This is a genomic window from Variovorax sp. KK3, assembly GCF_001984055.1.
Classification (GTDB): domain Bacteria; phylum Pseudomonadota; class Gammaproteobacteria; order Burkholderiales; family Burkholderiaceae_C; genus Variovorax.
In genome coordinates, this window is record NZ_LYVO01000028.1 from 1 (window position 1) to 22,507 (window position 22,507).

Genomic DNA, 22,507 nt, shown 5'->3' on the forward strand with positions numbered 1-22,507 from the left:
ATCCCCCAGCAATCCCTCCCCTCCCGAGGGTCGCCGCAGGCGAAAGGACCGCGCCATGTCCGCTGAGCCCACCGCGAGCATCCAGCTCTTCGAACCGGCCTTCGATTCGGGCGACCCCGCTTCGCACCAGCAGCAGCAACAACAGCAGCCTCGCCAGCACGCCGAAACGCAGCTCGCCTTCGTCTACCGCCAGATCGAGGCGACCTACAGCAAGCGCCTGAAGCTGGCCAAGTGGTATCGCCGCCTCAACTTCGGCTACCAGATGTCCGCCGCCGCGTTGTCGGCGCTGGTGACGGTGATCACCGGCTTTCAGACGATGTCGTCGGACAAGAGCATCGTTGCGGCGAACGTGGTGCTGGTGATCAGCGCGATCATCACGTTGATCACGCTGGCCGGCGGGTTCTACACGCCGCGGGAGCTGTGGGTGGTGATCATGCAGCACTGCGGCGAGCTGGAGAACCTCAAGGCGCAGCTCGAGTTCGAGGAGCGAAGCCCCGATTACGAAGCCCGGCAGGACGAGATCGCGATATGGGGCTTCAAGGAATACGAGCGGCTGATCGACGAGTACGAAGCGAAGTGGAAGGTGATTCGCGAGAAGGGCAAGTAGGCGGCCAGGCGCCGGCCTGATGGACCGGCGCCTGGCACGCAACGACGTTCAGGCTGCAACCGCCGCTTCGGCCCGCGCTGTTGCACGCGTGGCCACCTTGCGCGCCGCGCGCTCGTCGCCCATCGCCCTGACCAGCGACCGGTCGCCGGCCCGGCTCGCGGCTTCGATCAAGGTCAGGTGCAGCAGGTCGCGCTGCGCATGGCTGCCGCCCAGCGGCGCGCTGGCGTCGATCAAGGGCAGCAGCAGCTCGATGCAGCGTGCGTACTGGCCGGTCGCGAAGGCCCGCAAGGCACTCGCAGCGGGCCGGCCCACGTCCCATTCGTGCGCATCCGGATGGTGCTGCGCCTTGCTCATCGCCGCGATGCCTTCGTCCGCGGCACCTGCATCGCCGGCCGCGGCCAAGGTCATCACGGTGTGCATGTCGTTGAAGGCATTGCAGCCCCACGCCGCCTGCACGGCCCTGCGCGCGGCCAGGGCCTGCCAGCGGTCCGACACGTCGAGCCCCTGCAGCGTCAGCCGCCACAGCAGCGCGCTCGCGTCGTTGAGGTTCAGCGCCACCGACTCGGGCACGGGCGTGACGGCAGCGTCGTAGAGCGCCAGCGCCGCGCCCACGTCGCCGGCGCCGATGTGCATCAACGCCAGGTGCCAGTGGTTGTGCACGGCCATCGCGCAGTCGGCGGCCCAGCCGTGCTGCGTGGCCTTCAGCCAGCGGATGCCGTCGGCTGCCCTGCCCTGCATTTCGCAGACGTGCGCGACGGCATGCACGGCCCAGCTGTCGCGCGGTTGCAGTTCGACGGCACGGCGGCCCATGGCCTCGGCCCGTGCGTACTCGTTGCACTCCTCCAGGCCGAAGGCGTACATGCCGAGCACGTAGCCGTAGCCCTTGTCTTCGGCGCTCCAGCGGGCGAGCGAGCGCGCCACGCGGTCGCGCAACATGAACGAATGACCGAGGAAGAGGTCGCTGGCATGCGCGATCTGCAGCGCGAACAGATCGCGCGGATGGTCGACCAAGTGCCGGCCCAGCAGTTGGTTGCCGCGCAGCATGTCGCCCTGGCTCCAGGCGCCGAGCGCGCCGATCAGCGACTTTTCGCGTTCGTTCGCGTTGACGGCGTTGGCCGCCGCGGCATCGACGCAGGCCTTCGCCATGCCGTACATCGACCCATCGAAGGCGCCGAGCACCATGCCCGCCATCAGCAGGTGGCCCGAAACGAAGCCGGGGTCGCGCTCGAGCGCCGGCGCCAGCACGGCGACCGGATCGAGCTGATAGCCGTGGAACAGTTCGAGCGCCTGGTCGTAGGCGGCCAGGGACGCGCGGTCGGTGGTGGAAAGGGCTTCGCCGTGGGCGTCGCGTAGGGTGGTGGCCATGGTCTATCTCCTGTGGGGTGTTGGTTGAGCGGATCGCGAGTCGAGCGTAAATTCGCCGCACTTCCGCACGCGAAGCCATTCCGGCAACAAGACTGATGAATCGGCCAACGAGCACCTGCACGACTGCGACGCCCATCGCCGCGCGGCTGCCGCGCATCGCGATCGTCGCCACGCCACTGAGCTCGGCCTCGGTGGTCTACGGCATGTACGAGATGTTCAAGTGCGCGGGCCGCGGCTGGCCTTGGGTGGTGAGCGGGGTGTACGGCCAGTCGGTGCTCGATCCGTTCATCGTCGCCGCGATGCCCGGCCAGGTGACGGGCTGCAACGGCCTGCCGATCCGCGTCGATCTGCCGATGTCGGACTGCCCCTCGCCCGACGTGGTGTGCGTGCCCGAATCGATGCTGGCGCTGGACGATCGGCAAGCGGGCATGTTCGAGCGCGAGGCCGCATGGCTGCGCCGCTGCCATGCCGAAGGCTCGCTGATGACTGCCGCCTGTTCGGGCGCGATGCTGCTGGCAGAGGCCGGCCTGCTCGACGGTTACGAGGCCACCACGCACTGGGCCTACTGCGACACGATGCAGCGTCGTCACCCTGCCGTGCGCGTGCAGCCGCAGCGCGCGCTGATGGTCACCGGCGACGGGCACCGGCTGGTGATGGCGGGCGGTGGCAGTTCATGGATGGACCTCGGGCTCTACGTGATTGCACGCTGCATCGATGTCGAGACCGCGATGCAGGTGGCGCGCATCCTGTTGATCGACTGGCATCAGGTCGGCCAGCAGCCCTTCGCGCGCGTGGCTCGGTCTCGCCAGCTCGACGACGCGCTGATCGGCCGCTGCCAGGCCTGGATCGCCGAGCACTACGCCGACCCGGCGCCGGTGGCGGCGATGGCTCAGCTGAGCGGGCTGCCGGCGCGTTCGTTCCAGCGTCGCTTCAAGCAGGCGACGGGCATGGCGCCGCTCGAATACGTGCACACGATGCGCATCGAGGAGGCCAAGCACCTTCTGGAGACGGGCGAGCTGCCGGTGAGCGCCGTGGCGCAGGAGGTCGGCTACGACGATGCAGCCTTCTTCGGCCGGCTGTTCAAACGGCAGGTGAACCTGACGCCGCCGCAGTACCGACGGCGCTTCGGCGGGCTGCGCGCGGCACTGTCGGGCGACACCTGCAGCATCGGCAGTACGGCCAGCGCGGGCGACACTGGAAACATGGGCCGAAGGCGCGCCGCGGCGCTCGCTTAGCGACCGGACGACTCAGGCAGCAACGCTGCGCGCAGCCTCCAGGATTTCGTCCGCCGACGGCATCTTGCCCAGGCCCGCCAGGCCCTCGGTCGCGCACTCCACATACGCCCAGCGCACGACGCCCGTGCGGTCGATCATGAACAGGCCCTTGAGCTGCGGCCATTGCTTCTCGACGTCGACCTGGTCGGCCGGCGTGTACTGGTAGCCGTCCTTCTCCTGCATCACTTTGCCCACCTGCGAGATCGGCAGGGGCTCGGGCAGATCGCCGAAGGGGTTGATGCGGATGGTGTCCATGGCCTGCATCACCTCGGGCGTCGGCACGGGCTTGGGCAGGCCGTAGGCGCGGTGGGTCGAAAGCTCCGGGTCGGCGGCCAGCGGCACGCGGGTGGGCCTGAACTTGAAGTAGAGCCGCGCGTTCTCGGGCGCCGTGGCCACCACGGCCAGGCTGTCGACGCCGATGGCCTTGAGCTTGTCTTCGAAGGTGCCCAGCTGCGCCAGCTGCCGGCGGCAGAATGGGCACCACAGGCCCAGCATGAGCGACAGGAAAAGCGGGCTGCGGCCGCGGTAGTCGTCCAGCGAAATGATGCCGGAGCCGGCAACCGCCGGCAGCGCGAAGCCGGGCGCCACTTCACCCGGGGCGACGGGGTGCATTGCCATGGACATGATGAGAACTCCTTCTGCAGCTCAGCAAAGGAACGGAAGCACGACCAGCGCGTCGGGGTCCAGGCCTGCGCGCTGGCAGGTGTCCTGGGCCAGCGCCATGTAGCGCTCGGCCTGTTCACCATCATCGACATCGAGGTACAGGGTTGCAAGCCCTTCGTAGCAGGGAAAGAGTAACTGCGGCTCCCCGCTCTTCTCGGCCAGGGCCAGCGCTTCGCGGTAATGGCCCATGGCGCGTGCGCCGTCGCCGTGGCACTGATGGATCTGGGCCAGCACCACCAGCGACACGGCCAGGTGGTCGAGCTGGCCGGTGCTGCGGTCGATGTCGATGGCGGTTTGGGCCGCGCCGACGCCGCGCTCGTCGCAGCGGTTGGTGAGAGTGCAGTAGGCCACCGCCAGGTTGGCCGACAGGCGCGACTGCAGGCCCAGGTCGCCGATGCGGCGCGCAGTCTGCAGGCCGCGCTCGCAGGCTTCGATGGCGTGCTGCGGGTGGCTGGAGCTGTAGAGCACGCCCAGGTTCGACAAGGCCCGGCATTCGGCCTGCGGCAGGTCGGCCTCGCGTGCGACGGCGACGCTGCGCTCCAGTTGCGCAACGGCTTCATCGAGGCGGTCGAGCCGGGCCAGGGCCACGCCCTGGGTGTTGTGCACCAGCGCGACGGCGGACTGCAGGTCGCGGCGTGCTTCTTCTTTGGACTCGTCAGGCTTCTCACGCTTCTCAGCCTTCTCGGGCTCGTCGGGCGATTCGGGCGATTCGGCCAACTGCCGAGTCCCCAGCAAGCTCAGGTGGTCGACTGCGCGCTGGGTCCAGTCCAGGGCGCCATGGTTGTCGGCGTTTCGGAAATGCAGCTCGCCCATCATCTGGTAGAGCCACGCGTGCTCGATGTGCGGCGCGGCGCCGTCGATCAAGGCCAGGCCGGCGGCCAGGCAGGCTTGCGCCTCGGCGCGTTCGCCGATCTCCCAGCGCAGCGAGGCGATCTTGCGCAGCAGGCGCGCTTCGGCCACGCGGTCGGCGGCCTGCGCATGGGCCTGGCGCGCCGCTTCGAGCTGCGCCGTGGCTTCGGCGATGCGGCCGGCGGGCGCGAGCACGTCGCCCAAGCGCTCGCGCACGGGCAACCGGCGGGCTTCGGGGGCATCGCATGACGCCAATGTTTCCAGCGCGAGCTGGTAGTCGCGTATGGCGTCGTCGTTGGCGTAGGCGTTGCGGGCCCAGTCGGCCGCGGCCACCAGGTAATGCGCACCGCGCGCCTTGTCCGCGCCCAGCCGAAAGTGATGGGCCAGGGCCTGCAGGTCTTCGAGCTGGCGCGGCACGGCGCCGCATTGGCGCTCCAGCGCTTCGCCGATGCGCGTGTGCAGCTCGGTGCGGCGGCTCATCAGCAGGCTCTGGTAGGCCACCTCTTGAAACAGCCCGTGGCGAAAGCGGAAGCGCTGGCCGTCCGGCGACGCCGTCGCCACAAGCAGGCCGGCATCGACCAGCGACGCCAGCGCTTGCGGCAGCGACTGCGCCATGGTCGCGATGCCGCGCAGCAGTGGCTCGGCGAACTCGGGCCCGATCACCGCGGCTTCGCACAGCGTGCGGCGGGCTGCCGGCGGCAGCCGGTCGATGCGGCCCAGCAGCAGGCCGTGGATGGTCGATGGCACTTGCACTGCGGTCGCGTGCGGGCTGCAGGTCCAGCCATCCGCTTGCCGCGAGAGCAAGCCGTCGGCGATGAGCGCGCGCGCCATCTCTTCGATGAAGAGCGGGTTGCCGCCGGCATGCTCGACGATGCGGCGGCGCAGCGGCTCGGGCAGGGCCTGGGTGGCGCTGCCGAAGAGCGTGTCGAGCAACAGCTCGCTGCATCGCGCGGACAAGGGCTCCAGTCGCAGCACGGTCTGCGTGCCAGCGCCTGCGCCTTCGGCCCAGGCTTCGAGCACAGGCGCGGGCCGTTGCGTCACCAGCAGCATGAAGGGGCGCTCGCGCAACCGGCCGAGCAGAAAGCTCAGCAGTTCGAGCGAGGCGGCATCGGCCCAGTGCAGGTCTTCCACGACCATCAGCACCGGGGCGCCTTGCTGCAGGCGCCGCTCCACCACGGCGAGCAGCGCGGCGAATATCTGCTGCTTCAGTTGTTCGGGGTCGAGGTAACGGGTGGGCGCGCCCTCCCCGTCGATGCCGAGCACGTGGCCGAGAAAGGTCGCGAGCTGCTGTGCCTCGTCGGCCTGCGCGCCCATCGCAGCCAGGGCCGCGATCAGCTTCTGGCGCGCCTCGGCCGGCTCGTCCTGCGGGCACAGGCCATAGGCATCGCGCAGCAGCGCGGCCGGCACGCCGTAGGCGCGCTCGCCCAGCGATGAGCAGCTGGCGCGGCGCAACGCGACGTCGGCCAGGCGGCCCTCGGCATCGAGTTGCGCCAGCCACTCCGTCACCAGCCGGCTCTTGCCGGTGCCGGCCTCGGCCACGATGCGCAGCAGGCCGCCCTGCCCGGCACGCATCTGATCGAAGGCATCGCGCAGGCGCTGCAGTTCGGCACCGCGGCCGACGATGCCGCTGGTCAGCCCATGCGCCTGCAGCCCGCGGGTCGACTGCGGCGCCGCGAGCGCGGACTCGAGTCGCCAGGCGGGCATCGGCTGCGTGATGCCCTTGAGCGTGAGCTCGCCTGCAGACGCGAAGACGAAGGCGTGGCGCGCGAGCATCCAGGTCGCGCGGCTGACGATGGTCTGGCCGTCGGTCGCCGCGTTCTGCAGGCGCGAGGCGGCGTTGACCGTGTCGCCGGTCACGGCATAGGCGGCTTCGTCGTTGGCGCCGAGCTGGCCCGCCACCACCGGGCCGGTGTGCACGCCGATGTGCAGCGTCAGCGGCCGGCCGATGCGAGGCGCCCAGCGCGCGCTGAGGCCGGCCACCTGGCGGTGCATCGACAAGGCGGCGTTGAGTGCGCGCTCGGGGTCGTCTTCATGCGCGACCGGCGCGCCGAACACGGCCATGACGGCGTCGCCGACGTACTTCTCGACGAAGCCGTCGAAGCGCTTGATGGCGCCGGACATCAGCGCGAACAACTCGGTCTGCAGTGCGCGCACGTCCTCGGCATCCATCGTCTGCGAGAGCGCGGTGAAGCCCGAGAGGTCCGCGAACATCACGGTGACCATGCGGCGGTCGGATTCGGGCTGGGGCTCGGGCGCCTCGGCGGGCGCCGGCGCAGAGGCCTGCGGTGCGAGACGCGTGCCGCACTTGGGGCAGAAGGCGAAGTCGCGGTCGGCGTCGTATCCGCATGCGGGGCAGGCCATGGCCGGGCCATGGTACTGCGGGCCTCACGCGTGCGGCAGGGGGTGGCGCCCACCCGGGCTGCGCACCCGCATCCGGTTCAGAGCAGCTCTTCGTTGACGAAGGCCGACACGAAGCCCAGGCGAAACTGCGCACCCCAACGCAGGTTGGGCTCGTGCGCGAACACGATCGGCTCGGTGCCGCCCTTGGCGATCCACTGCAGGCCGTTGCCGCCGTTGGCCGCACGCACTTCGTAGCTGGGCGGCTGGCGGTCGCCGCGCAGCAGGCTGGCCAGCTGGGCGGCGAGCTCGGGGCTGTCGACGATCAGGCCCATCTCGGTGTTCGAATGGGCCGAGCGGCGGTCCATGTTCATCGAGCCGATGTAGAGCCAGCGGCCATCGACCACCGCGGCCTTGGCGTGCAGCCGGCCCAGCGAGCCGCGGCGCTCGCCGACGGCAGCGGCCTTGGCGTCGCCGGTGCCGGGCATCAGCTCGTAGAGCGACACGCCCATGCCCAGCAACGCGGTGCGGTAGCGGGCGTAGCCGGCATGCACCAGCGGCTCGTCGGTGGTGGCGATCGAGTTGGTCATGACGGACACGCGCACGCGGCTGTCGGTCGCCTGCTTCAGCACTTCGAGCGTGCGGCGGCCGGGCACGAAGTAAGGCGAGGCCAGCACGACTTCGGAGCGGGCCGACTGCAGCAACTCGAGCTTGCCGGTCATCACGGCACCGTCGGCCATCGACTGGTCGGCCACGTCGGCCTTGGCGGGTGCATCGGCGATGACGCGCACGGCAGCCAGGTGCAGCTCGATGCGGCCGGCGGCCAGCTGGGTGGCGACGCTGGTCTGGCCCAGCACGTCGCGCGTGGTCACCGGCAGGTCGGCGGCTTCGTCTTGCAGCACGGCGGCGTCGAAGTGGCGGCGGGCCCGATCTTGCGTCAGAGAAGCGGCGACCAGGCTCTGGATGGGATACGCGTGCTCGCTGTTCCAGTAGCCGTCGAACACGGCGGAGAGGTCTTGCACGGCCGGGCCGGCGGCCAGCAGGTCCATGTCGATGAAATTGTCCGGGCCGCTGCGGTCGAAGTACTCGTCGGCGACGTTGCGGCCGCCGGTGATGGCGAACTGGTTGTCGGCCAGGAACAGCTTGTTGTGCATGCGGCGGTTGATGCGCGAGAAGTCATGCGCCGAGCGCACCACGCGCTGCGCGACGCCGCCGGTGCGCACCGCCAGCGGGTTGAACATGCGCAGCTCGAGATTGGGGCGGGCGGCCAGTCCGGCCAGCAGCGCGTCTTCGCCGGCGGCGTGCAGGTCGTCGACCAGCAGCCGCACACGCACACCGCGGGCGGCGGCTTCAGCCAGGGCGCGCAGAAACTGGCGGCCCGAGGCATCGTCGGCGATCTCGTAGTACTGCGCGTCGATGCTCTTCTGGGCCGCGCGGGCCAAGGCGATGCGGGCTTCGAAGGCCTGGTCGCCGGCCGGCAGCAGGCGCAGGCCGGAGCGCTGTCCGTCGGCACCGGGCAGCGAGGCCGCGGCCACGGCGGCGAGTTGCGTGTCGGCCACGTCGGCGCGGGCCTGCGACACGGGGCGCTGCACGCCGATGGGCAGGCCGGCGCAGCCCGTCAGCACGGCCGCCAGTGCCAGCAGCAGCGCCATCGCGAACAGGCGCAGGCTGGCGCCGGGGGCGGTCAGCGGGGTGTTGCGCTTGAACGAGAGGGTGGACATGACGGACTCCGAGGCGGCTTGTGGCTGTGGAGGCCGGCGGAAACAGCTTGTGCCGGCCATGCCGCAAATTTAGAGAAAGCAACGCTTTGTCACGAGTGAGCAGTGCGCCGCGTGGATGTGAACTACGTCACACCAGCGGCGCGGCGCGCCCATAATTTCCGCACCGCAGCACCGCCGGAGAGTCGATGAGTTCCGATGCCCAGGACCGCCTGCCGCAGCACCTGCTCGACGCCATCGCGCCGCACGGGCTGACGCGAGGCTTCGCGGCCAACGCGATCCTCATCAACGAGGGCGACACCACCGATTCGCTGTACATCCTGCTGAGCGGCCGCGTGAAGATCTACGCCAGCTCCGACGACGGCCGCGAGCTGGTGCTGTCGGAATACGGCCCCGGCGACTACTTCGGCGAGCTCTCCATCGACGGCGAACGCCGCTCGGCCTCGATCAAGGCCATGGAGCCCTGCAGCTGCCGCGTGGTGCAGGGCTCGGAACTGCGCCAGTTCCTGGCCGAACACCCCGACTTCGCCATGCACCTGACCCGCAAGCTGATCCGCATGGTGCGGCGCCTGACCGAGCAGGTGCGCAGCATGGCGCTGCAAGACGTCTACGGGCGCATGGTGCGTGTGCTCACCGAACTGTCGGAGCCGGCCGGCGAGGAGCGCCTGTTGCGCCACAAGCTGACGCAGCAGGACATCGCGGACCGGGTGGGTGCGTCGCGGGAGATGGTGAATCGGGTGATGAAGGAGCTGACTGCCGGTGGGTATATGGGGCAGCGGGAGGGGCGGTTGGTGATTTTGAGGAAGTTGCCGGCGGCTTGGTGAGGGGCTGGAAAGCTATTCCAGTTGGCCACCCATCGCCAGCGGGGCAGCGGCGAAGCGCAAGGAATCTGATGAATTCTGGCAGAGCTGCAACCGAGCGCGTCTGGCCGACTAAGGTGGCGGGCCTTCGCCACGACGGAGTGCGAGCGACAACACATTTGGAATGTCGACTCATTAAATAGAACCAACCAGAGAAGGCGTACGAACCAATGCAAGCAAAAATTGCATTGATCTGAGGCAGCACAATGAAAGCGTTTCTGTTTATGGCGGGAATGATCTGGACGCTCACGTCCATAGGGTCGTTGATTCTTGGTCCATTCATAGGCCTGAATCGGGCAAAAATGAGAAACGAGCTAATAGATTTTTATAAAACGATTCCACCAGACCACTTTAGGCGATGGCCAACCATTGGATTCTTGTTTTTTGCGCTGGCGGGTTTTTTGTTGCCTGCAATATATCCATTATTCGGATTCTTCGTAGGCCTTTCGTTTTTTGCAATTTTTTAGATTAGTTGAGTAAACATTTCTAACATCACACCGTCCAGCGGACAACCATGCTAGGCGATCTTTTTCTGAATTTGTTCTGTCACGGCCTCGGGCGAGCCATTGTTTGGATGCTAGAGGTATTTGGCTCGTGCAAGAAGGGAAAGAGCGATTTTGATTATGCAACCCTTGGATTCGTTGTTATTTTGATTACTATTGTATTGATCTTGGCTTTAGCCACTCAATGAATGCATTAGACAATTCTGTTTTGACTTGCTGTGGCTATTCGGGCGGGTGTAATGAGCGACCTTGACTAACTGCAATCCATTAATATTTTAGATAGAAGGCTGAGCTTGCAACAACTCGCACGAATTTCCAATGGAAAATTGTTATAGGGCAACAATATGAGCTTGTTGTTGATTGTGTTGATGGTTGTCGGTGTTTTTTTGCTTTGTTGCATCTTATTCTGGATGACATTTAATGCCGAAGAATATTTTTCGTCTGCATTTTCGAAGAAACCACCAAAAACAAACGATGCGGATGCGGCATCTAGTAACGCTGTGCTGTTTTACTATGCAACGAAGCTTTTTTTAACTTGCGTCATTGTGATTATTTCGATTTACATTTTCAATATGTGGAGCAGATAAGTGGCAGTTCCTGGTTTTGTTTTGAAAGGCGCTTTGGAGAAAGCCGGCGCATATGTTGGAGGGCCACTTGGTGCCGCCATTGGTGGACTGGCAGCTACGACGGCTCTAACATCGAAAGAACTTGTAGAAACAAGTGAATTGGTGGCCGATGGACAGATTTCTTTCAACGACATTATTCGCCTAACCGCTGCGTTGGAGGGGTCGATCCTTGCCCACATCGGTGTTCGTGCCGCCCTCGGTTTGGGCGCGGCGCCAAACGGTTATGCGGCAGCTGCTGTCGTCGCCGCCGGAGTGTATTCAGCTTATTACAAGAATCAAATTGCGTCAGATGATGCAATTCAAGCAGCGGTCGATGGGCTCAGCGCTGGCGATCAACCTTGGACCATCGCGAAGGCTGTCAGCGATGCGTATAGCAACGAGGTAGAGCGGCAGAAGCGCGGGGATTTAGCGACGAACTCTAACTTCCAGGCCGCTCGAGCTTGGCGCCAACCCGTCGACCCCTTGATGCTCGATCTAGATGGCGATGGCCTCGAACTGAAGCGCGCCGATGGTTCGGTTCTCTTCGACCACAACGCCGACACCATCCGCACGGGCACCGGCTGGATTGGGGCTGACGACGGCATCCTCGTTCGCGACCTGTACGGCAACGGTGCTATCGATTCCGGCCGCGAACTCTTCGGCATCGATACCGTCAAGGCGGACGGCAGTAACGCCGTCAATGGCTTCGATGCCATGGCCGACCTCAACACGAATGCCGACGGCCAACTCACTGTCGCTGATGTGGCTTGGAGCCAAGTCAAGGTCTGGCGTGACCTCGACCAGGATGGTGTGTCCGATGCAGGCGAGTTGTTTGGCCTCGATGCCCTGGGCATCAACCGCATCGGCTTGACCGGCAGCACGACCAACACCACCGGCGGCACCCAGGCCGGCACCACCGTCAACGGCAACCTGATTGCCCAGAGCGCCAGCTTCACCCGCACCGTGGATGGAGTCTCAGTGAGTCGCACCGTCGGCGCCATCGATCTCGAATCGAACCCGTTCTATCGAGAGTTCATGGGTGTTGTGCCGCTGACCGAACAAGCGAAGTCTTTGCCCGACATGCAAGGCTCCGGCCGAGCGCGCGACTTGGCCGAAGCCGTCAGCCTGAGCCCTTCGCTCGGCATCAGCCTCGCCGCTTTCAGCAGCGCCACCACCCGCGACGCCCAGCGCGCTTTGCTCGACCCGCTCCTCACCGAGTGGGCCCAAAGCTCCGACTTCTGGCAGAGCCTGGAAACCACCCTGGACGGCAACGTCAAGATCAGCGGCCTGCCCGCAGGCATGACCGAAACCCAGTACCGCAACCTCGTTGGCGTGCTCGAAGTGTTCAACGGCGAGCGCTTCTACAGCACGGGGGCCAACGGGACCGCCATGACCACGGGCACCACCCGCACCGACACCACCGATGCAGTGAGCCTGGTCACGCGGGCCGGCTACGGCCTCGCCCCACCGGCAGCCCAGTTGGCCCTGCTGCAGCAAAGCTACGACGCCTTGAAGGAAAGCATCTATGGCGCGCTGGTCGTTCAAACGCGCCTGAAGCCCTACCTCGACGCCATTTCCCTGTCCATCGACGAGCACGGCCTCCGCTTCGACACCGCCGCACTGGCCGGCCTTCTCGATCAGCGCAAGGCAGCGGACGAACGTGCGGCAGTGCTCGATCTGGTCGATCTCCAGCGCCATGCCGCATCCACCCTGCAGACCGTGGCCTTCGATGGCCTGGAGACGCTGCGCGGCTGGGTCGAGGCGCTGCCGGCCACCTCGCCACTTCGAGCCGAATTGGCCAACATGAACATCTACGCGGGCGCAGCCTCGTATGGCACGGACCGGGATGATATGTACCTGGGTGATGCCCAGGCCAACTATTTCAACGCAGGCGCCGGCAACGACATCGTCCACACCGGAGGCGGCGACGACCAGGTGTACGCCAGCGACGGCAACGACACGCTTCACGGCGGCGCGGGCAACGACTACCTGCACGGCGGCAGCGGCTCGGACACCTTCGATGGCGGTGCGGGCAACGACACGCTGATCGGCGAGACCGGCAACGACGTCTACCGGTTCGGCCGCGGCTCGGGCCAGGACATCGTGTACGACTACGACGGCACGGCCGGGAACGTGGACACGGTCCAGCTCGATGCCGACATCTCGCCTTCGGATGTGAAGGTCTGGCGCAACGGCAACAGCCTGATGATCGGCATCGTGAGCCTCGACGGCACGGTCGGCGCCGACCGCCTGGAGCTGGCGCATTACTTCTACGAGGATGGCACCTCGGGCTATGCGGTGGAGCGCATTCGCTTCGCCGATGGCACGAACTGGGCTCTGACAGACCTCAAGGCCATGATGCTGGTTGCAACCGACGGCGCCGACACCCTGATCGGCTACGCGGGCAACGACACCATCGCGGCCCTGGGCGGGGACGACTGGCTCTACGGGCGCCAGGGCAACGACGCGCTCGATGGCGGCGCGGGCGCCGACGCCCTGTACGGTGAAGAAGGCGACGACACCCTGATCGGTGGGGCCGACGACGACCGGCTGTACGGCGGCTACGGCGCCGACGTGCTGCGAGGTGGTGACGGCAACGATTACCTCTGCGGCGAAGAAGGCGAGGACACGCTCGATGGCGGCGCGGGCAACGACACGCTGATCGGCGACCGGGGCAACGACGTCTACCTGTTCGGACGGGGCTCGGGCCAGGACATCGTGTTCGACTACGACACGACGGCGGGCAACGTGGACACGATCCAACTGGGCCCGGACATCGCGCCCTCGGATGTGACGGTCTGGCGCAGCGGCAACGGCCTGCTGATGGCCATCAACGGCAGTGCCGACCGTCTGGAGCTGGGCCATTACTTCTACGACGACGGCACTTCGGGCTATGCCCTGGAACGCATCGAGTTCGCCGATGGCACGGTCTGGACCCTGGCCGAGATGAAGGCCAAGGTGCTGGTCGCGACCGATGGCGCCGACAACCTGATCTGCTATGCCGGCAACGACACGATCGCAGCACTGGGCGGCGACGACACGGTGTATGGCCAGGCGGGCGACGACACGCTCGATGGCGGCGCGGATGCCGACACCTTGTTCGGGCATGAGGGCGACGACACCCTGATTGGTGGTGCCGACGACGACCGGCAGTACGGCGGCTCTGGGGCCGACGTGCTGCAAGGTGGTGATGGCAACGACTACCTCTGCGGCGAGGACGGCGACGACACGCTCGATGGCGGCGCAGGCAACGACACGCTGATCGGCGACCGGGGCAATGACGTCTACCTGTTCGGGCGGGGCTCGGGCCAGGACGTGGTGTACGACCACGACTTCACGATGGGCAACGACGACGTGATCCGGTTGGGCCCGGACATCGCAAGCTCGGACCTGAGCGTGCGGCGCACCGACAACCAGCTCGTGATCACCCTCAACAACCCCGACGGCACCGCCAGCGCCGACCGTTTGGAGCTGGGCCATTACTTCTACCAGGACGGCAACTCGCCCTATGCCCTGGAGCGCATCCTCTTCGACGACGGCATCGAATGGCGCCTGGACGACCTCAAGGCCAAGGTGCTGGCCCCCACCGACAACAACGACACCTTGATCGGCTTCGCCACCGACGACTCCATCGCGGGCCAGGACGGCAACGACACGCTGTACGGCCGCCAGGGCAACGACACGCTCGACGGCGGTGCAGGTTCGGACACGCTGCTGGGCGAAGACGGCGACGACACGCTCCTCGGCGGCGCGCAGGACGACCGCCTGTACGGCGGTAGCGGCTCGGACGATCTGCGCGGCGGCGAGGGCAACGACCAGCTCATCGGCGCGGAGGGCAACGACATGCTGGATGGTGGCGCGGGCAACGACACCCTCGAAGGCGGCTCGGGTGCCGATATCTACCTGTTCGGCCGCGGCTCGGGCCAGGACACGGTGTACGAGTACGACACGGCCCTCAACGTCAAGGACGTGCTCGACTTCGGCGTGGGGCGAGACGAGCTGCGCTTCCAGATGGACGGCAACAACCTCAAGGTCAGCATCGCCGGCACGGACGACACGCTCACGGTGGCCAACTGGAATGCAGGCGACGCCTACAAGATCGAGCAGTTCAAGTTCAAGGACGCCGCGCCCATGTCGGCTGTGCAGATCGAAAGCCTCGTCTACAGCGCGACACAGGATGGCATGTCCACGCTGAAACAGCCCTGGCAGCAGCCGGAGCCTTGAACCGGCAGCATCAGCTGCTCCATTCGCAAGCAACGACTGGCAAAACGCCCTTCGCGATGTGGGCGGAGGAAGCCTCGCGCGGCTTCCTCCAAGATGACCACGACCTCTAAAACGACGGCGAACGCGCCTCAGGCCGTCTCCGCCAACGCATCCGCCAGCGCATTCACCAGCCGCTCCACATCCGCCTTCTCCGCGATGAAGGGCGGCGCGAGCTGGATGGTGTCGCCGCCGTAGCGGACGTAGAAGCCCTTCTTCCAGCACGCCATGGCCACCTCGTAGGGCCGGCGTGCGGGCTCGCCGGGCAACGCTGCCAGCGTCAGGCCGGCGGCCAGGCCATAGTTGCGGATGTCGGTGACGTGCTTGCTGCCCTTCAGGCTGTGCACGGCGGCTTCGAAGTGGGGCGCCAGCGCCTTGACGCGGCCGACCATGTCTTCCTTCACGAGCACGTCGAGCGCGGCCACGCCGGCGGCGCAGGCGACGGGGTGCGCCGAGTAGGTGTAGCCGTGCGGAAACTCCAGCATGTACTCGGGGCCGCCGGCGGCCATGAAGGTGTCGTAGATCTCCTTCTTCGCGATCACCGCGCCGAGCGGCTGCACGCCGTTGGTGACCTGCTTGGCGACGTTCATGATGTCCGGCACCACGCCGAAGGCATCGGACCCAGTCATGGCGCCGGCGCGGCCGAAGCCGGTGATGACCTCGTCGAAGATCAGCAGGATGTTGTGGGCGGTGCAGATCTCGCGCAGGCGCTTCAGGTAGCCCTTGGGCGGGATGACGACGCCGGCCGAACCGGAGAAGGGCTCGACGATGACGGCCGCGATATTGCTCGCGTCGTGCAGTGCGATCAGGTCGAGCAGGCGGTCGGCCAGATCGGCGCCCTGCTCGGGCTCGCCGCGCGAGAAGGCGTTGCCGGCCAGCTGAGTGTGCGGCAGATGATCGGCCTCGATGGCCTGGCCGAAGGTCTTGCGGTTGGCGACCATGCCGCCGACCGAGATGCCGCCGAAGTTGACGCCGTGGTAGCCCTTCTCGCGGCCGATCAGGCGCGTCTTGCCACCCTGGCCCTTGGCACGCCAGTAGGCGCGGGCCATCTTGAGCGAGGTGTCGGCGGCCTCGGAGCCGGAGCCGGTGAAGAACACGTAGTCCAAGCCCTCGGGCGTGAGGTCGCGCAGGCGGTTGGCCAGTTCGAAGGAGAGCGGGTGGCCGTACTGGAAGGCCGGCGCGTAGTCGAGCTTGGCGACCTGGCGGCTCACGGCCTCGGTGATCTCGGGCCGGCCATGGCCCAGGCCGCTGCACCAAAGTCCCGAGAGGCCGTCGAAGATCTTCCGGCCGTCGCTGTCGGTGAAGTACAGGCCCTTGGCCTCCACGATCAGGCGCGGGTCGGCCTTGAACTGCCGGTTGGCGGTAAAGGGCATCCAGTGGGCGTCGAGCCAGGCGGCATCGGTGCGGACGGCGCCGACGGGAAAGTCGGTGTTGGCGAGAGTGCTCATGGCGGGTGGACGCGACAGCGCCGAAAGGGTGGTGATGAGCGGATTCTGGGCAGGCGCCATACTTCGCTCAATGCCAGAATATCCCGGCTCACTTGCGCAGCAATGAAACTTTCATGAAAGTAAAACCCGCGGCCTCCGCCGCCCCGCGCCTGGGCCAGCTCGGCGAATCCGACTTGCGCATGCTCAAGGTCTTCAAGGCCGTGGCCGATTGCGGCGGCATGACCGCGGCCGAGCTGGAGCTCAACGTCGGCACGTCCACCATCAGCCGCCAGATCAAGGACCTCGAAACGCGCCTGGGCCTGACGCTGTGCCGCCGCGGGCGCGCCGGCTTCGCGCTCACGGTCGAGGGCCAGCGCGTGTACGAGGAAACGCTGCGCCTGCTGGGCGCGGTGGACAGCTTCCGCAGCGGCGTGGACGACATCCACCAGCGCATGGGCGGGCAGCTCGAGGTGGGGCTGTTCGACAAGACGGCGACGAACCCGAAGGCACACATCGGGCAGGCCATTGCGGACTTCACCGAGCGCGCACCGGACGTCGCCCTGCAGATCCAGATCGGCACCATCAACGCGATCGAGCGCCAGCTGATCGACGGCAGCCTGCACGTGGGCATCATCCCGTCGCATCGGCAATCGGAAAGCCTCGCCTACGACCCGCTGTTCGACGAGACGATGCTGCTGTACTGCGGCGCGGGCCACCCGCTCTTCGACGGCCGCAACACGGGCCTGGACTGGAAGGCGCTGCGCGCGCACCGCTTCGCTGGGCTGGGCTACCACTCGCCGAACATGGAGGCCAGCCACCGCGCCGGGCTCAAGCGCGCGGCCACGGGGCTCGACCAGGAAGCGATCGCCACGCTGATCCTCTCGGGCCGCTTCCTGGGCTTCCTGCCCGACCACTACGGGCGCATCTTCGAGCAGGACGGGCGCATGCGGCCCGTGCGCAAGTCGCTGTTTCGCTACGACTGCGGATTCGTCTGCGTGATGCGGCGCTCGCCGGCACCGAGCCGGGCGGCGCTGGCGTTTCGCGACGCGCTGCTGGGCGCGCATGGGGCTGGCTGAGCTGCCGCGCGCCGGACGGGTTGCGCCTTCTCCGACGCCGATGTCGGTGCCGGCCCGACATCCCCCGGCCGCGGCGTGCCTAGCCTGAACGCGCCTGCCATTCGAAAGAGGAGCCGCCGATGAACCGCCAACCCGATCCCCGCCACGCCGAGAAGCGACGCGCCGACCTTTCGCATGCGCACCTGCCGCATGACCATGACAGCCCCGTTCCAACGCGGCCGGCCGAAGAAGGCGAGGCGCAGCAGAGCCCTGGCGCCAAGCCTCTGGTGAAGAAGCAGCAACAGCAGCACTGAACCGCCGCGAACCGCCGTGCCGCCCTGCCGCCGGGCGCAGCGGCGCTACTCGACGAAGCGCCGCAGTCCGTCGAGATCGATCACGGTGATGCCGCCGTATTCGATGCGCAGCAGCCCGGCCTCGCGCAGCCGGTTGAGTGCGGCGTTGCAGCGTTGGCGAGACAGGCCCGAGAGGTTCGCGATTTCCTCCTGCGATGTCTGCAGATGCACGTCGACATCGGGATGCAGCCAGGGATGGAACAAGCCCGCCAGTGCCCGCGCGACCTGGCTGTCGGCGTCGAGCAGGCGGTGCGCCGCGTAGTTGCCCATGAACCAGTGCAGCCGCTCGTTGATCTGCCGCAGCAGGAAGTGGTCGAAGGTCTGCTGCGTCTGGTGCAGCCACTCGAAGGTCTCCAGCGGCAGCAGCGCCACGCGGCTGTCGCGCAGCGCGACGATGTCGGCCGAGCGCGGCACGGCACGCAGCAGGGTGCCTTCGCCGAACCAGCTGCCGACCGACAAGCCGCCGAAGGTGACGGAGCGGCCGTCGTCGGAGTCGATGGACCACTTGAGCAGCCCTTCCAGCGTGCCGTACCAGTGCAGCGGCGTGTCGCCGCGCCGGCACAGCGCGGCGCCGGCGGCCACGGATTGCTCGCGCATCTCTTCGGCCACGCGCGCCTGAACGTCGCCCGGCAGCGCGGGGAACCAGACCGAGCGCTGCAACAGCTGGTCGATGGTGAGAGAGGCCGCCGGTGTGCGGCTCGGCTTGGGTTGCATCGGGGGGTGTCCTGCGCCGCGTAAACCCTGACTTCAAATGTCGTCGCGATGACTGTGGCCCGGACGGCGGCCAAAAATAATAGCGCGCTCATCCCAAGATCCAGGAGCCGATTCGATGTCCAAGCGCAAGGTGATCGTGACCATCGCCCCCACGGGCGGCATGGCGCACAAGTCGCAGAACCCCCACCTCCCCACCCAGCCCGCCGAGATCGCGACCGACGTGGTGGCCTGCTGGAAGGCCGGCGCCAGCGTCGCGGCCATTCACGCACGGCGGCCCGACGACGGCGCGACCTGCGATGCGGCGGTGTACCGCGAGATCAACCAGCGCATCCGCGATGCCGGCTGCGACATCGTGCTCAACAACTCGACCGGCGGCGGCGTGCACGGCGACATGGTCAAGCCGCTGCCCGGCGGGCGCTGGGAGATCGCGTTCGACGAACGCGTGAAGGGCATGGATGCCGGCGCCGAGATGTGCACGCTCGACGCGACCACGCTCAACCTGAGCTTCGAGGGCCGCGAGATCCTGATGGACACGCCGCTGACCAAGGGCCGCGAACTCGCCGCCGGCATGAAGGCGCGCGGCATCAAGCCCGAGTGGGAGGTGTTCAGCCCCACGCACATCCTGCAGGACACGACGACGCTGATCAACGAAGGGCTGGACGAGGCGCCGTACTTCATCAACCTGGTGATGAACGTGCACCGCGCGTTCCAGAACGCGATGCCGTTTTCGCCGCGCCACCTGCAGATGATGGTCGACACGCTGCCCAAGGGCGCGATCTTCTGCGTGAGCGGCATCGGGCCGTCGCAGCTCGAAGCCAACATCAGCGCCCTGCTGCTCGGTGGCCACGCGCGCGTGGGGCTGGAGGACAACCTGTACTACCGCCACGGCGAGCTGGCCACCAACCTGCAGCTGACCGAGCGCATCGTGCGCGTCATCCGCGAGATGGACATGGAGCCGGCCACGCCGGCCGAGGCGCGCGACATGATGGGGCTGCCGCGCATGGGGCTGCCCAAGCCCGAGTTCGCGATCTGAGCCATGGCTGCACTGCACGACAAGACCATCCGCCGCGTCGCCGTGGTCGGCACGGGCGTGATCGGCGCGAGCTGGGCTGCGTACTTCCTCGCGCACGGGCTCGATGTCGACGCCACCGATCCGTCGCCGGGCGCCGAAGCGCGGCTGCGCGAAGCCGTGGCGCAGCACTGGCCGACGCTCGAGCGCTTCGGGCTCGCCGAAGGTGCGTCGATGGATCGCCTGCGTTTCCATCCGGATCTGGAAGCGGCTTTGCGCGACTGCGACTTCGTGCAGGAGAACGGGCCGGAGCGCCTGGACTTCAAGATCGACCTGTTCCGGCGCATGGACGCCGCGGCGCCTGCGCATGCCATCCTGGCTTCGAGTTCATCGGGCTTGCGCGTCAGCGACTTCCAGTCCGGCTGCGCGAACCCGCAGCGCGTGGTGCTGGGCCATCCTTTCAACCCGCCGCACCTGATTCCGCTGGTGGAAGTGATCGGCGGCGAGGGCACCTCGGCCGACGCCGTGGCACGCACGATGGATTTCTATGCGGCGATCGGCAAGCGGCCGATCCACGTGAAGCGCGAGGTCAAGGGGCATATCGCGAACCGGCTGCAGGCTGCGCTGTGGCGCGAGGCTTTTCATCTGGTGGAGCAGGGCGTGGCGTCGGTGGCCGACATCGACACTGCGATCGCGCACGGGCCGGGGCTGCGCTGGGCCTTGATGGGGCCTTTCATGAACCTACATCTGTCGGGCGGCGCAGGCGGCGTCGCGCACGTGCTCGCGCACCTGGGCGGGCCGATCGAAGACTGGTGGAAAGATCTTGGCGCACCCACGATGAGCGAGGCGATCAAGAAGCAAGTCACCGAAGGCGTGGCTGCGGAGATGGGCGAGCGCAGCCTGCAGGAACTCGAGTCAACGCGCGACACCCTGCTGTTGAACCTGATTCGCGCAAAGGCCGCCTCCGGCACACTCGAAGCATGACGGCCCCCCGGCTTTTCACGAGCTTCGCTCGTGTAACTCCACCCCCCACGGGGGAGGCGCGGCCCGCCTTGGGGCGGCCCGGCGGCGGCCGCCTACTACCTCTGGAGGCGCCATGGTGACGGGCTTCTTCGACGACGACACCCAACTCGCCCCGCCGCGCACGCTGCGCATCGACTTCGACGATGGCTCCTTCGCACTGCGTTCGCCGGTGGCGCTGCGACCCTACGCGCGCTGCATCGGCGAATGGCTCGAACGCTGGGCGCGCGAGACGCCCGACGCGATCGCGCTGGCCGAGCGCAACGAACAAGGCGACGGCTGGCGCAAGCTGGACTACCGTGCGTTGCGGCAGGCGGTCGGCGCGGTCGCCCAAGGCCTGCTCGACCTGAACGTGCCGGCGGACAAGCCGGTGGTGATCCTCTCCGACAACGCGATCGACCACGCGGTGCTGATGCTCGCCGCCATGCACATCGGCCGCACTGCATGCTCGCTTTCCAGCGCCTATTCGCGCATGGCCAAGGATCCGTCGCGGCTGCACGTCATGCTGCAGACGCTGCAGCCTTCGTTGATCTACGCATCCGATGCCAAGGTGTACGGCGGCGCGCTCGCCGGGTGCGGGGTCGAAGCCGTTGCGGTATTCAGCCGCCATGCCGATACGCACCCGGGTGCCCTGCCCTTCGAGCGGCTGATCGCCACGGCGGAAACGCCTGCGGTGATGCAGGCCTTCGAAGCCATCGGCCCCGACACGCACGCCAAGTACCTGCTGACCTCGGGCTCCACCGGCAAGCCCAAGGTGGTGATCAACACGCACCGCATGCTGTGCGCCAACCAGCAGATGATCGCGCAGACCTGGCGCTTTCTGGGTCACGAGGCGCCGGTGCTGGTCGACTGGCTGCCCTGGAGTCACACCTTCGGCGCGAACCACAACTTCAACATGGTGCTGTGCCATGGCGGCGCGCTCTACATCGACGAGGGCCGGCCGGCGCCGGGCCTGATCGAGAAGACGGTGCGCAACCTGCGTGAAGTGCGGCCCACGCTGCTGTTCAACGTGCCGCGCGGCTACGACATGCTGCTGCCCTTCCTTGAGGCCGACGAGGCGCTCGCGGCCGACGTGCTCTCACGCCTGCGCCTGTGTTTCTACGCCGCCGCGGCGCTCGCGCCATCGACCTGGCAGCGGCTCGAAGCCGTGGCCCGGCGCGCGCGGCCGGACAGGCCCTTGTGGCTCACCACATCGTGGGGCGCGACCGAGACCTCGCCGGCCATCACGTCGGCCCACTGGAAGCTCGACGGCGCCGGATGCATCGGCGCGCCGCTGCCGGGGCTGGAGCTCAAGTTCGTGCCCAACGGCGACAAGCTCGAGATGCGGGTCAAGGGCGTGTCGGTGTTCCCCGGCTACCGCCACGCACCGCGCGAGACGGCACAGGCCTTCGACGAAGAGGGCTACTACCGCATCGGCGACGCGGGCTACCTGGCCGATGCGGCGCGGCCCGAATGCGGCGTGATCTTCAACGGTCGCGTGGCCGAAGACTTCAAGCTCAACAGCGGCACTTGGGTGTCGGTGGGCACGCTGCGGGTCGACATCGTCTCGCGCCTCGCACCGCTGGCGCAGGACGTGGTGATCACCGGCCACGACCGCGATTGCGTGGGCATGCTGGTCTTTCCGAGCGCGCAGGCTGCGGCCATGCCGCCGGCGGAGCTGCAGGCGGCGATCCATCGCACGATGACGGCGCTGCGCGAGGCCGGCGCGGGCTCGTCGCAATGCCCGGTTCGCGCGCTCGTGCTGGGCACGCCGCCCGACATCGACGCGGGCGAGATCACGGACAAGGGCTACATCAACCAGCGCGCGGTGCTGAACCGCCGCGCGGCGGAGGTGGAGCGGCTTCACGGTGCCGCGCACGATCCGGCGGTGGTGCGGCTGGACTGAAAG

At 67.3% G+C, this 22,507-nt stretch carries 15 protein-coding genes; 9 read left to right on the forward strand and 6 right to left on the reverse strand.

Annotated features, from left to right (window positions below; translation table 11 throughout):
* The first annotated feature begins 55 nt into the window (after positions 1 to 55).
* Positions 56 to 607: an SLATT domain-containing protein gene (locus B0W80_RS15295; RefSeq protein ID WP_077000014.1), complete on the forward strand. Its 552-nt coding sequence runs from the start codon at positions 56 to 58 to the stop codon at positions 605 to 607.
* A gap of 48 nt (positions 608 to 655) precedes the next feature.
* Here the strand turns inward: B0W80_RS15295 and B0W80_RS15300 are convergent, their stop codons facing one another.
* Positions 656 to 1,972 carry a tetratricopeptide repeat protein gene (locus B0W80_RS15300; protein ID WP_077000015.1) on the reverse strand — a complete coding sequence of 439 codons (1,317 nt, stop codon included), beginning with the start codon at positions 1,970 to 1,972 and terminating at the stop codon, positions 656 to 658.
* Positions 1,973 to 2,067: 95 nt separating this feature from the next.
* On the opposite strand from B0W80_RS15300, the gene B0W80_RS15305 reads away from it, so the two are divergent.
* Positions 2,068 to 3,207: a GlxA family transcriptional regulator gene (locus tag B0W80_RS15305; RefSeq protein WP_077000016.1), complete on the forward strand. Its 1,140-nt coding sequence runs from the start codon at positions 2,068 to 2,070 to the stop codon at positions 3,205 to 3,207.
* A gap of 12 nt (positions 3,208 to 3,219) precedes the next feature.
* Here B0W80_RS15305 and B0W80_RS15310 read toward each other — a convergent pair whose 3' ends face one another.
* From B0W80_RS15310 to B0W80_RS15320, 3 genes are all read right to left on the reverse strand, one after another.
* Positions 3,220 to 3,870: a redoxin domain-containing protein gene (locus tag B0W80_RS15310; protein WP_077000017.1), complete on the reverse strand. Its 651-nt coding sequence runs from the start codon at positions 3,868 to 3,870 to the stop codon at positions 3,220 to 3,222.
* A gap of 21 nt (positions 3,871 to 3,891) precedes the next feature.
* Positions 3,892 to 7,119 carry an adenylate/guanylate cyclase domain-containing protein gene (locus tag B0W80_RS15315; RefSeq protein ID WP_077000018.1) on the reverse strand — a complete coding sequence of 1,076 codons (3,228 nt, stop codon included), beginning with the start codon at positions 7,117 to 7,119 and terminating at the stop codon, positions 3,892 to 3,894.
* 77 nt (positions 7,120 to 7,196) lie between these two features.
* Positions 7,197 to 8,816 (reverse strand): phosphatidylserine/phosphatidylglycerophosphate/cardiolipin synthase family protein, encoded by a 1,620-nt coding sequence (locus B0W80_RS15320; protein WP_179106934.1) that lies wholly within the window; start codon positions 8,814 to 8,816, stop codon positions 7,197 to 7,199.
* Between the two features lie 185 nt (positions 8,817 to 9,001).
* Between B0W80_RS15320 and B0W80_RS15325 the strand changes: the two genes are divergently transcribed.
* Both B0W80_RS15325 and B0W80_RS15330 read left to right on the forward strand, forming a co-directional pair.
* Positions 9,002 to 9,637, forward strand: coding sequence for a Crp/Fnr family transcriptional regulator (locus B0W80_RS15325; protein WP_077000019.1), 636 nt, complete (start codon positions 9,002 to 9,004; stop codon positions 9,635 to 9,637).
* A 1,267-nt stretch (positions 9,638 to 10,904) separates the two neighbouring features.
* A complete protein-coding gene (locus B0W80_RS15330) occupies positions 10,905 to 15,005 on the forward strand; it encodes a calcium-binding protein (protein ID WP_143684638.1) in 4,101 nt (1,366 codons plus the stop codon).
* A gap of 128 nt (positions 15,006 to 15,133) precedes the next feature.
* Here B0W80_RS15330 and B0W80_RS15335 read toward each other — a convergent pair whose 3' ends face one another.
* Positions 15,134 to 16,489: an aspartate aminotransferase family protein gene (locus B0W80_RS15335; RefSeq protein ID WP_077000082.1), complete on the reverse strand. Its 1,356-nt coding sequence runs from the start codon at positions 16,487 to 16,489 to the stop codon at positions 15,134 to 15,136.
* A 113-nt stretch (positions 16,490 to 16,602) separates the two neighbouring features.
* Here B0W80_RS15335 and B0W80_RS15340 point away from each other — a divergent pair, with 113 nt between their 5' ends.
* Both B0W80_RS15340 and B0W80_RS35490 read left to right on the forward strand, forming a co-directional pair.
* The gene (locus B0W80_RS15340) at positions 16,603 to 17,544 is read left to right on the forward strand and encodes a LysR family transcriptional regulator (RefSeq protein ID WP_077000021.1); all 942 of its coding nucleotides are present in this window, start codon (positions 16,603 to 16,605) and stop codon (positions 17,542 to 17,544) included.
* Positions 17,545 to 17,663: 119 nt separating this feature from the next.
* On the forward strand, positions 17,664 to 17,837 hold the full coding sequence (locus B0W80_RS35490; RefSeq protein WP_179106935.1) for a hypothetical protein: 174 nt from the start codon (positions 17,664 to 17,666) through the stop codon (positions 17,835 to 17,837).
* Positions 17,838 to 17,882: 45 nt separating this feature from the next.
* On the opposite strand, the gene B0W80_RS15345 is transcribed toward B0W80_RS35490, so the two are convergent.
* Complete coding sequence (locus tag B0W80_RS15345) at positions 17,883 to 18,590, reverse strand: Crp/Fnr family transcriptional regulator (protein WP_077000022.1); 708 nt, start codon at positions 18,588 to 18,590, stop codon at positions 17,883 to 17,885.
* A gap of 115 nt (positions 18,591 to 18,705) precedes the next feature.
* On the opposite strand from B0W80_RS15345, the gene B0W80_RS15350 reads away from it, so the two are divergent.
* The 3 genes from B0W80_RS15350 to B0W80_RS15360 all read left to right on the forward strand — a co-directional run bounded on the left by B0W80_RS15350 (position 18,706) and on the right by B0W80_RS15360 (position 22,504).
* Positions 18,706 to 19,623 carry a 3-keto-5-aminohexanoate cleavage protein gene (locus B0W80_RS15350; protein WP_077000023.1) on the forward strand — a complete coding sequence of 306 codons (918 nt, stop codon included), beginning with the start codon at positions 18,706 to 18,708 and terminating at the stop codon, positions 19,621 to 19,623.
* A gap of 3 nt (positions 19,624 to 19,626) precedes the next feature.
* Positions 19,627 to 20,583, forward strand: coding sequence for a 3-hydroxyacyl-CoA dehydrogenase NAD-binding domain-containing protein (locus tag B0W80_RS15355; protein WP_077000024.1), 957 nt, complete (start codon positions 19,627 to 19,629; stop codon positions 20,581 to 20,583).
* 112 nt (positions 20,584 to 20,695) lie between these two features.
* Positions 20,696 to 22,504: a feruloyl-CoA synthase gene (locus tag B0W80_RS15360; RefSeq protein ID WP_077000025.1), complete on the forward strand. Its 1,809-nt coding sequence runs from the start codon at positions 20,696 to 20,698 to the stop codon at positions 22,502 to 22,504.
* The last annotated feature ends 3 nt before the right edge of the window (positions 22,505 to 22,507 follow it).

What these genes read in the sequence shown, in the direction of transcription:
- B0W80_RS15350 (WP_077000023.1), top strand. Translation starts at nt 18,706, where the DNA reads ATGTCCAAGCGCAAGGTGATCGTGACCATCGCCCCCACGGGCGGCATG.
- B0W80_RS15360 (WP_077000025.1), top strand. Translation starts at nt 20,696, where the DNA reads ATGGTGACGGGCTTCTTCGACGACGACACCCAACTCGCCCCGCCGCGC.
- B0W80_RS15325 (WP_077000019.1), top strand. Translation starts at nt 9,002, where the DNA reads ATGAGTTCCGATGCCCAGGACCGCCTGCCGCAGCACCTGCTCGACGCC.
- B0W80_RS15305 (WP_077000016.1), top strand. Translation starts at nt 2,068, where the DNA reads ATGAATCGGCCAACGAGCACCTGCACGACTGCGACGCCCATCGCCGCG.
- B0W80_RS15320 (WP_179106934.1), bottom strand. Translation starts at nt 8,816, where the DNA reads ATGTCCACCCTCTCGTTCAAGCGCAACACCCCGCTGACCGCCCCCGGC.
- B0W80_RS15340 (WP_077000021.1), top strand. Translation starts at nt 16,603, where the DNA reads ATGAAAGTAAAACCCGCGGCCTCCGCCGCCCCGCGCCTGGGCCAGCTC.
- B0W80_RS15310 (WP_077000017.1), bottom strand. Translation starts at nt 3,870, where the DNA reads ATGTCCATGGCAATGCACCCCGTCGCCCCGGGTGAAGTGGCGCCCGGC.
- B0W80_RS15345 (WP_077000022.1), bottom strand. Translation starts at nt 18,590, where the DNA reads ATGCAACCCAAGCCGAGCCGCACACCGGCGGCCTCTCTCACCATCGAC.
- B0W80_RS15355 (WP_077000024.1), top strand. Translation starts at nt 19,627, where the DNA reads ATGGCTGCACTGCACGACAAGACCATCCGCCGCGTCGCCGTGGTCGGC.
- B0W80_RS35490 (WP_179106935.1), top strand. Translation starts at nt 17,664, where the DNA reads ATGAACCGCCAACCCGATCCCCGCCACGCCGAGAAGCGACGCGCCGAC.
- B0W80_RS15300 (WP_077000015.1), bottom strand. Translation starts at nt 1,972, where the DNA reads ATGGCCACCACCCTACGCGACGCCCACGGCGAAGCCCTTTCCACCACC.
- B0W80_RS15315 (WP_077000018.1), bottom strand. Translation starts at nt 7,119, where the DNA reads ATGGCCTGCCCCGCATGCGGATACGACGCCGACCGCGACTTCGCCTTC.
- B0W80_RS15295 (WP_077000014.1), top strand. Translation starts at nt 56, where the DNA reads ATGTCCGCTGAGCCCACCGCGAGCATCCAGCTCTTCGAACCGGCCTTC.
- B0W80_RS15335 (WP_077000082.1), bottom strand. Translation starts at nt 16,489, where the DNA reads ATGAGCACTCTCGCCAACACCGACTTTCCCGTCGGCGCCGTCCGCACC.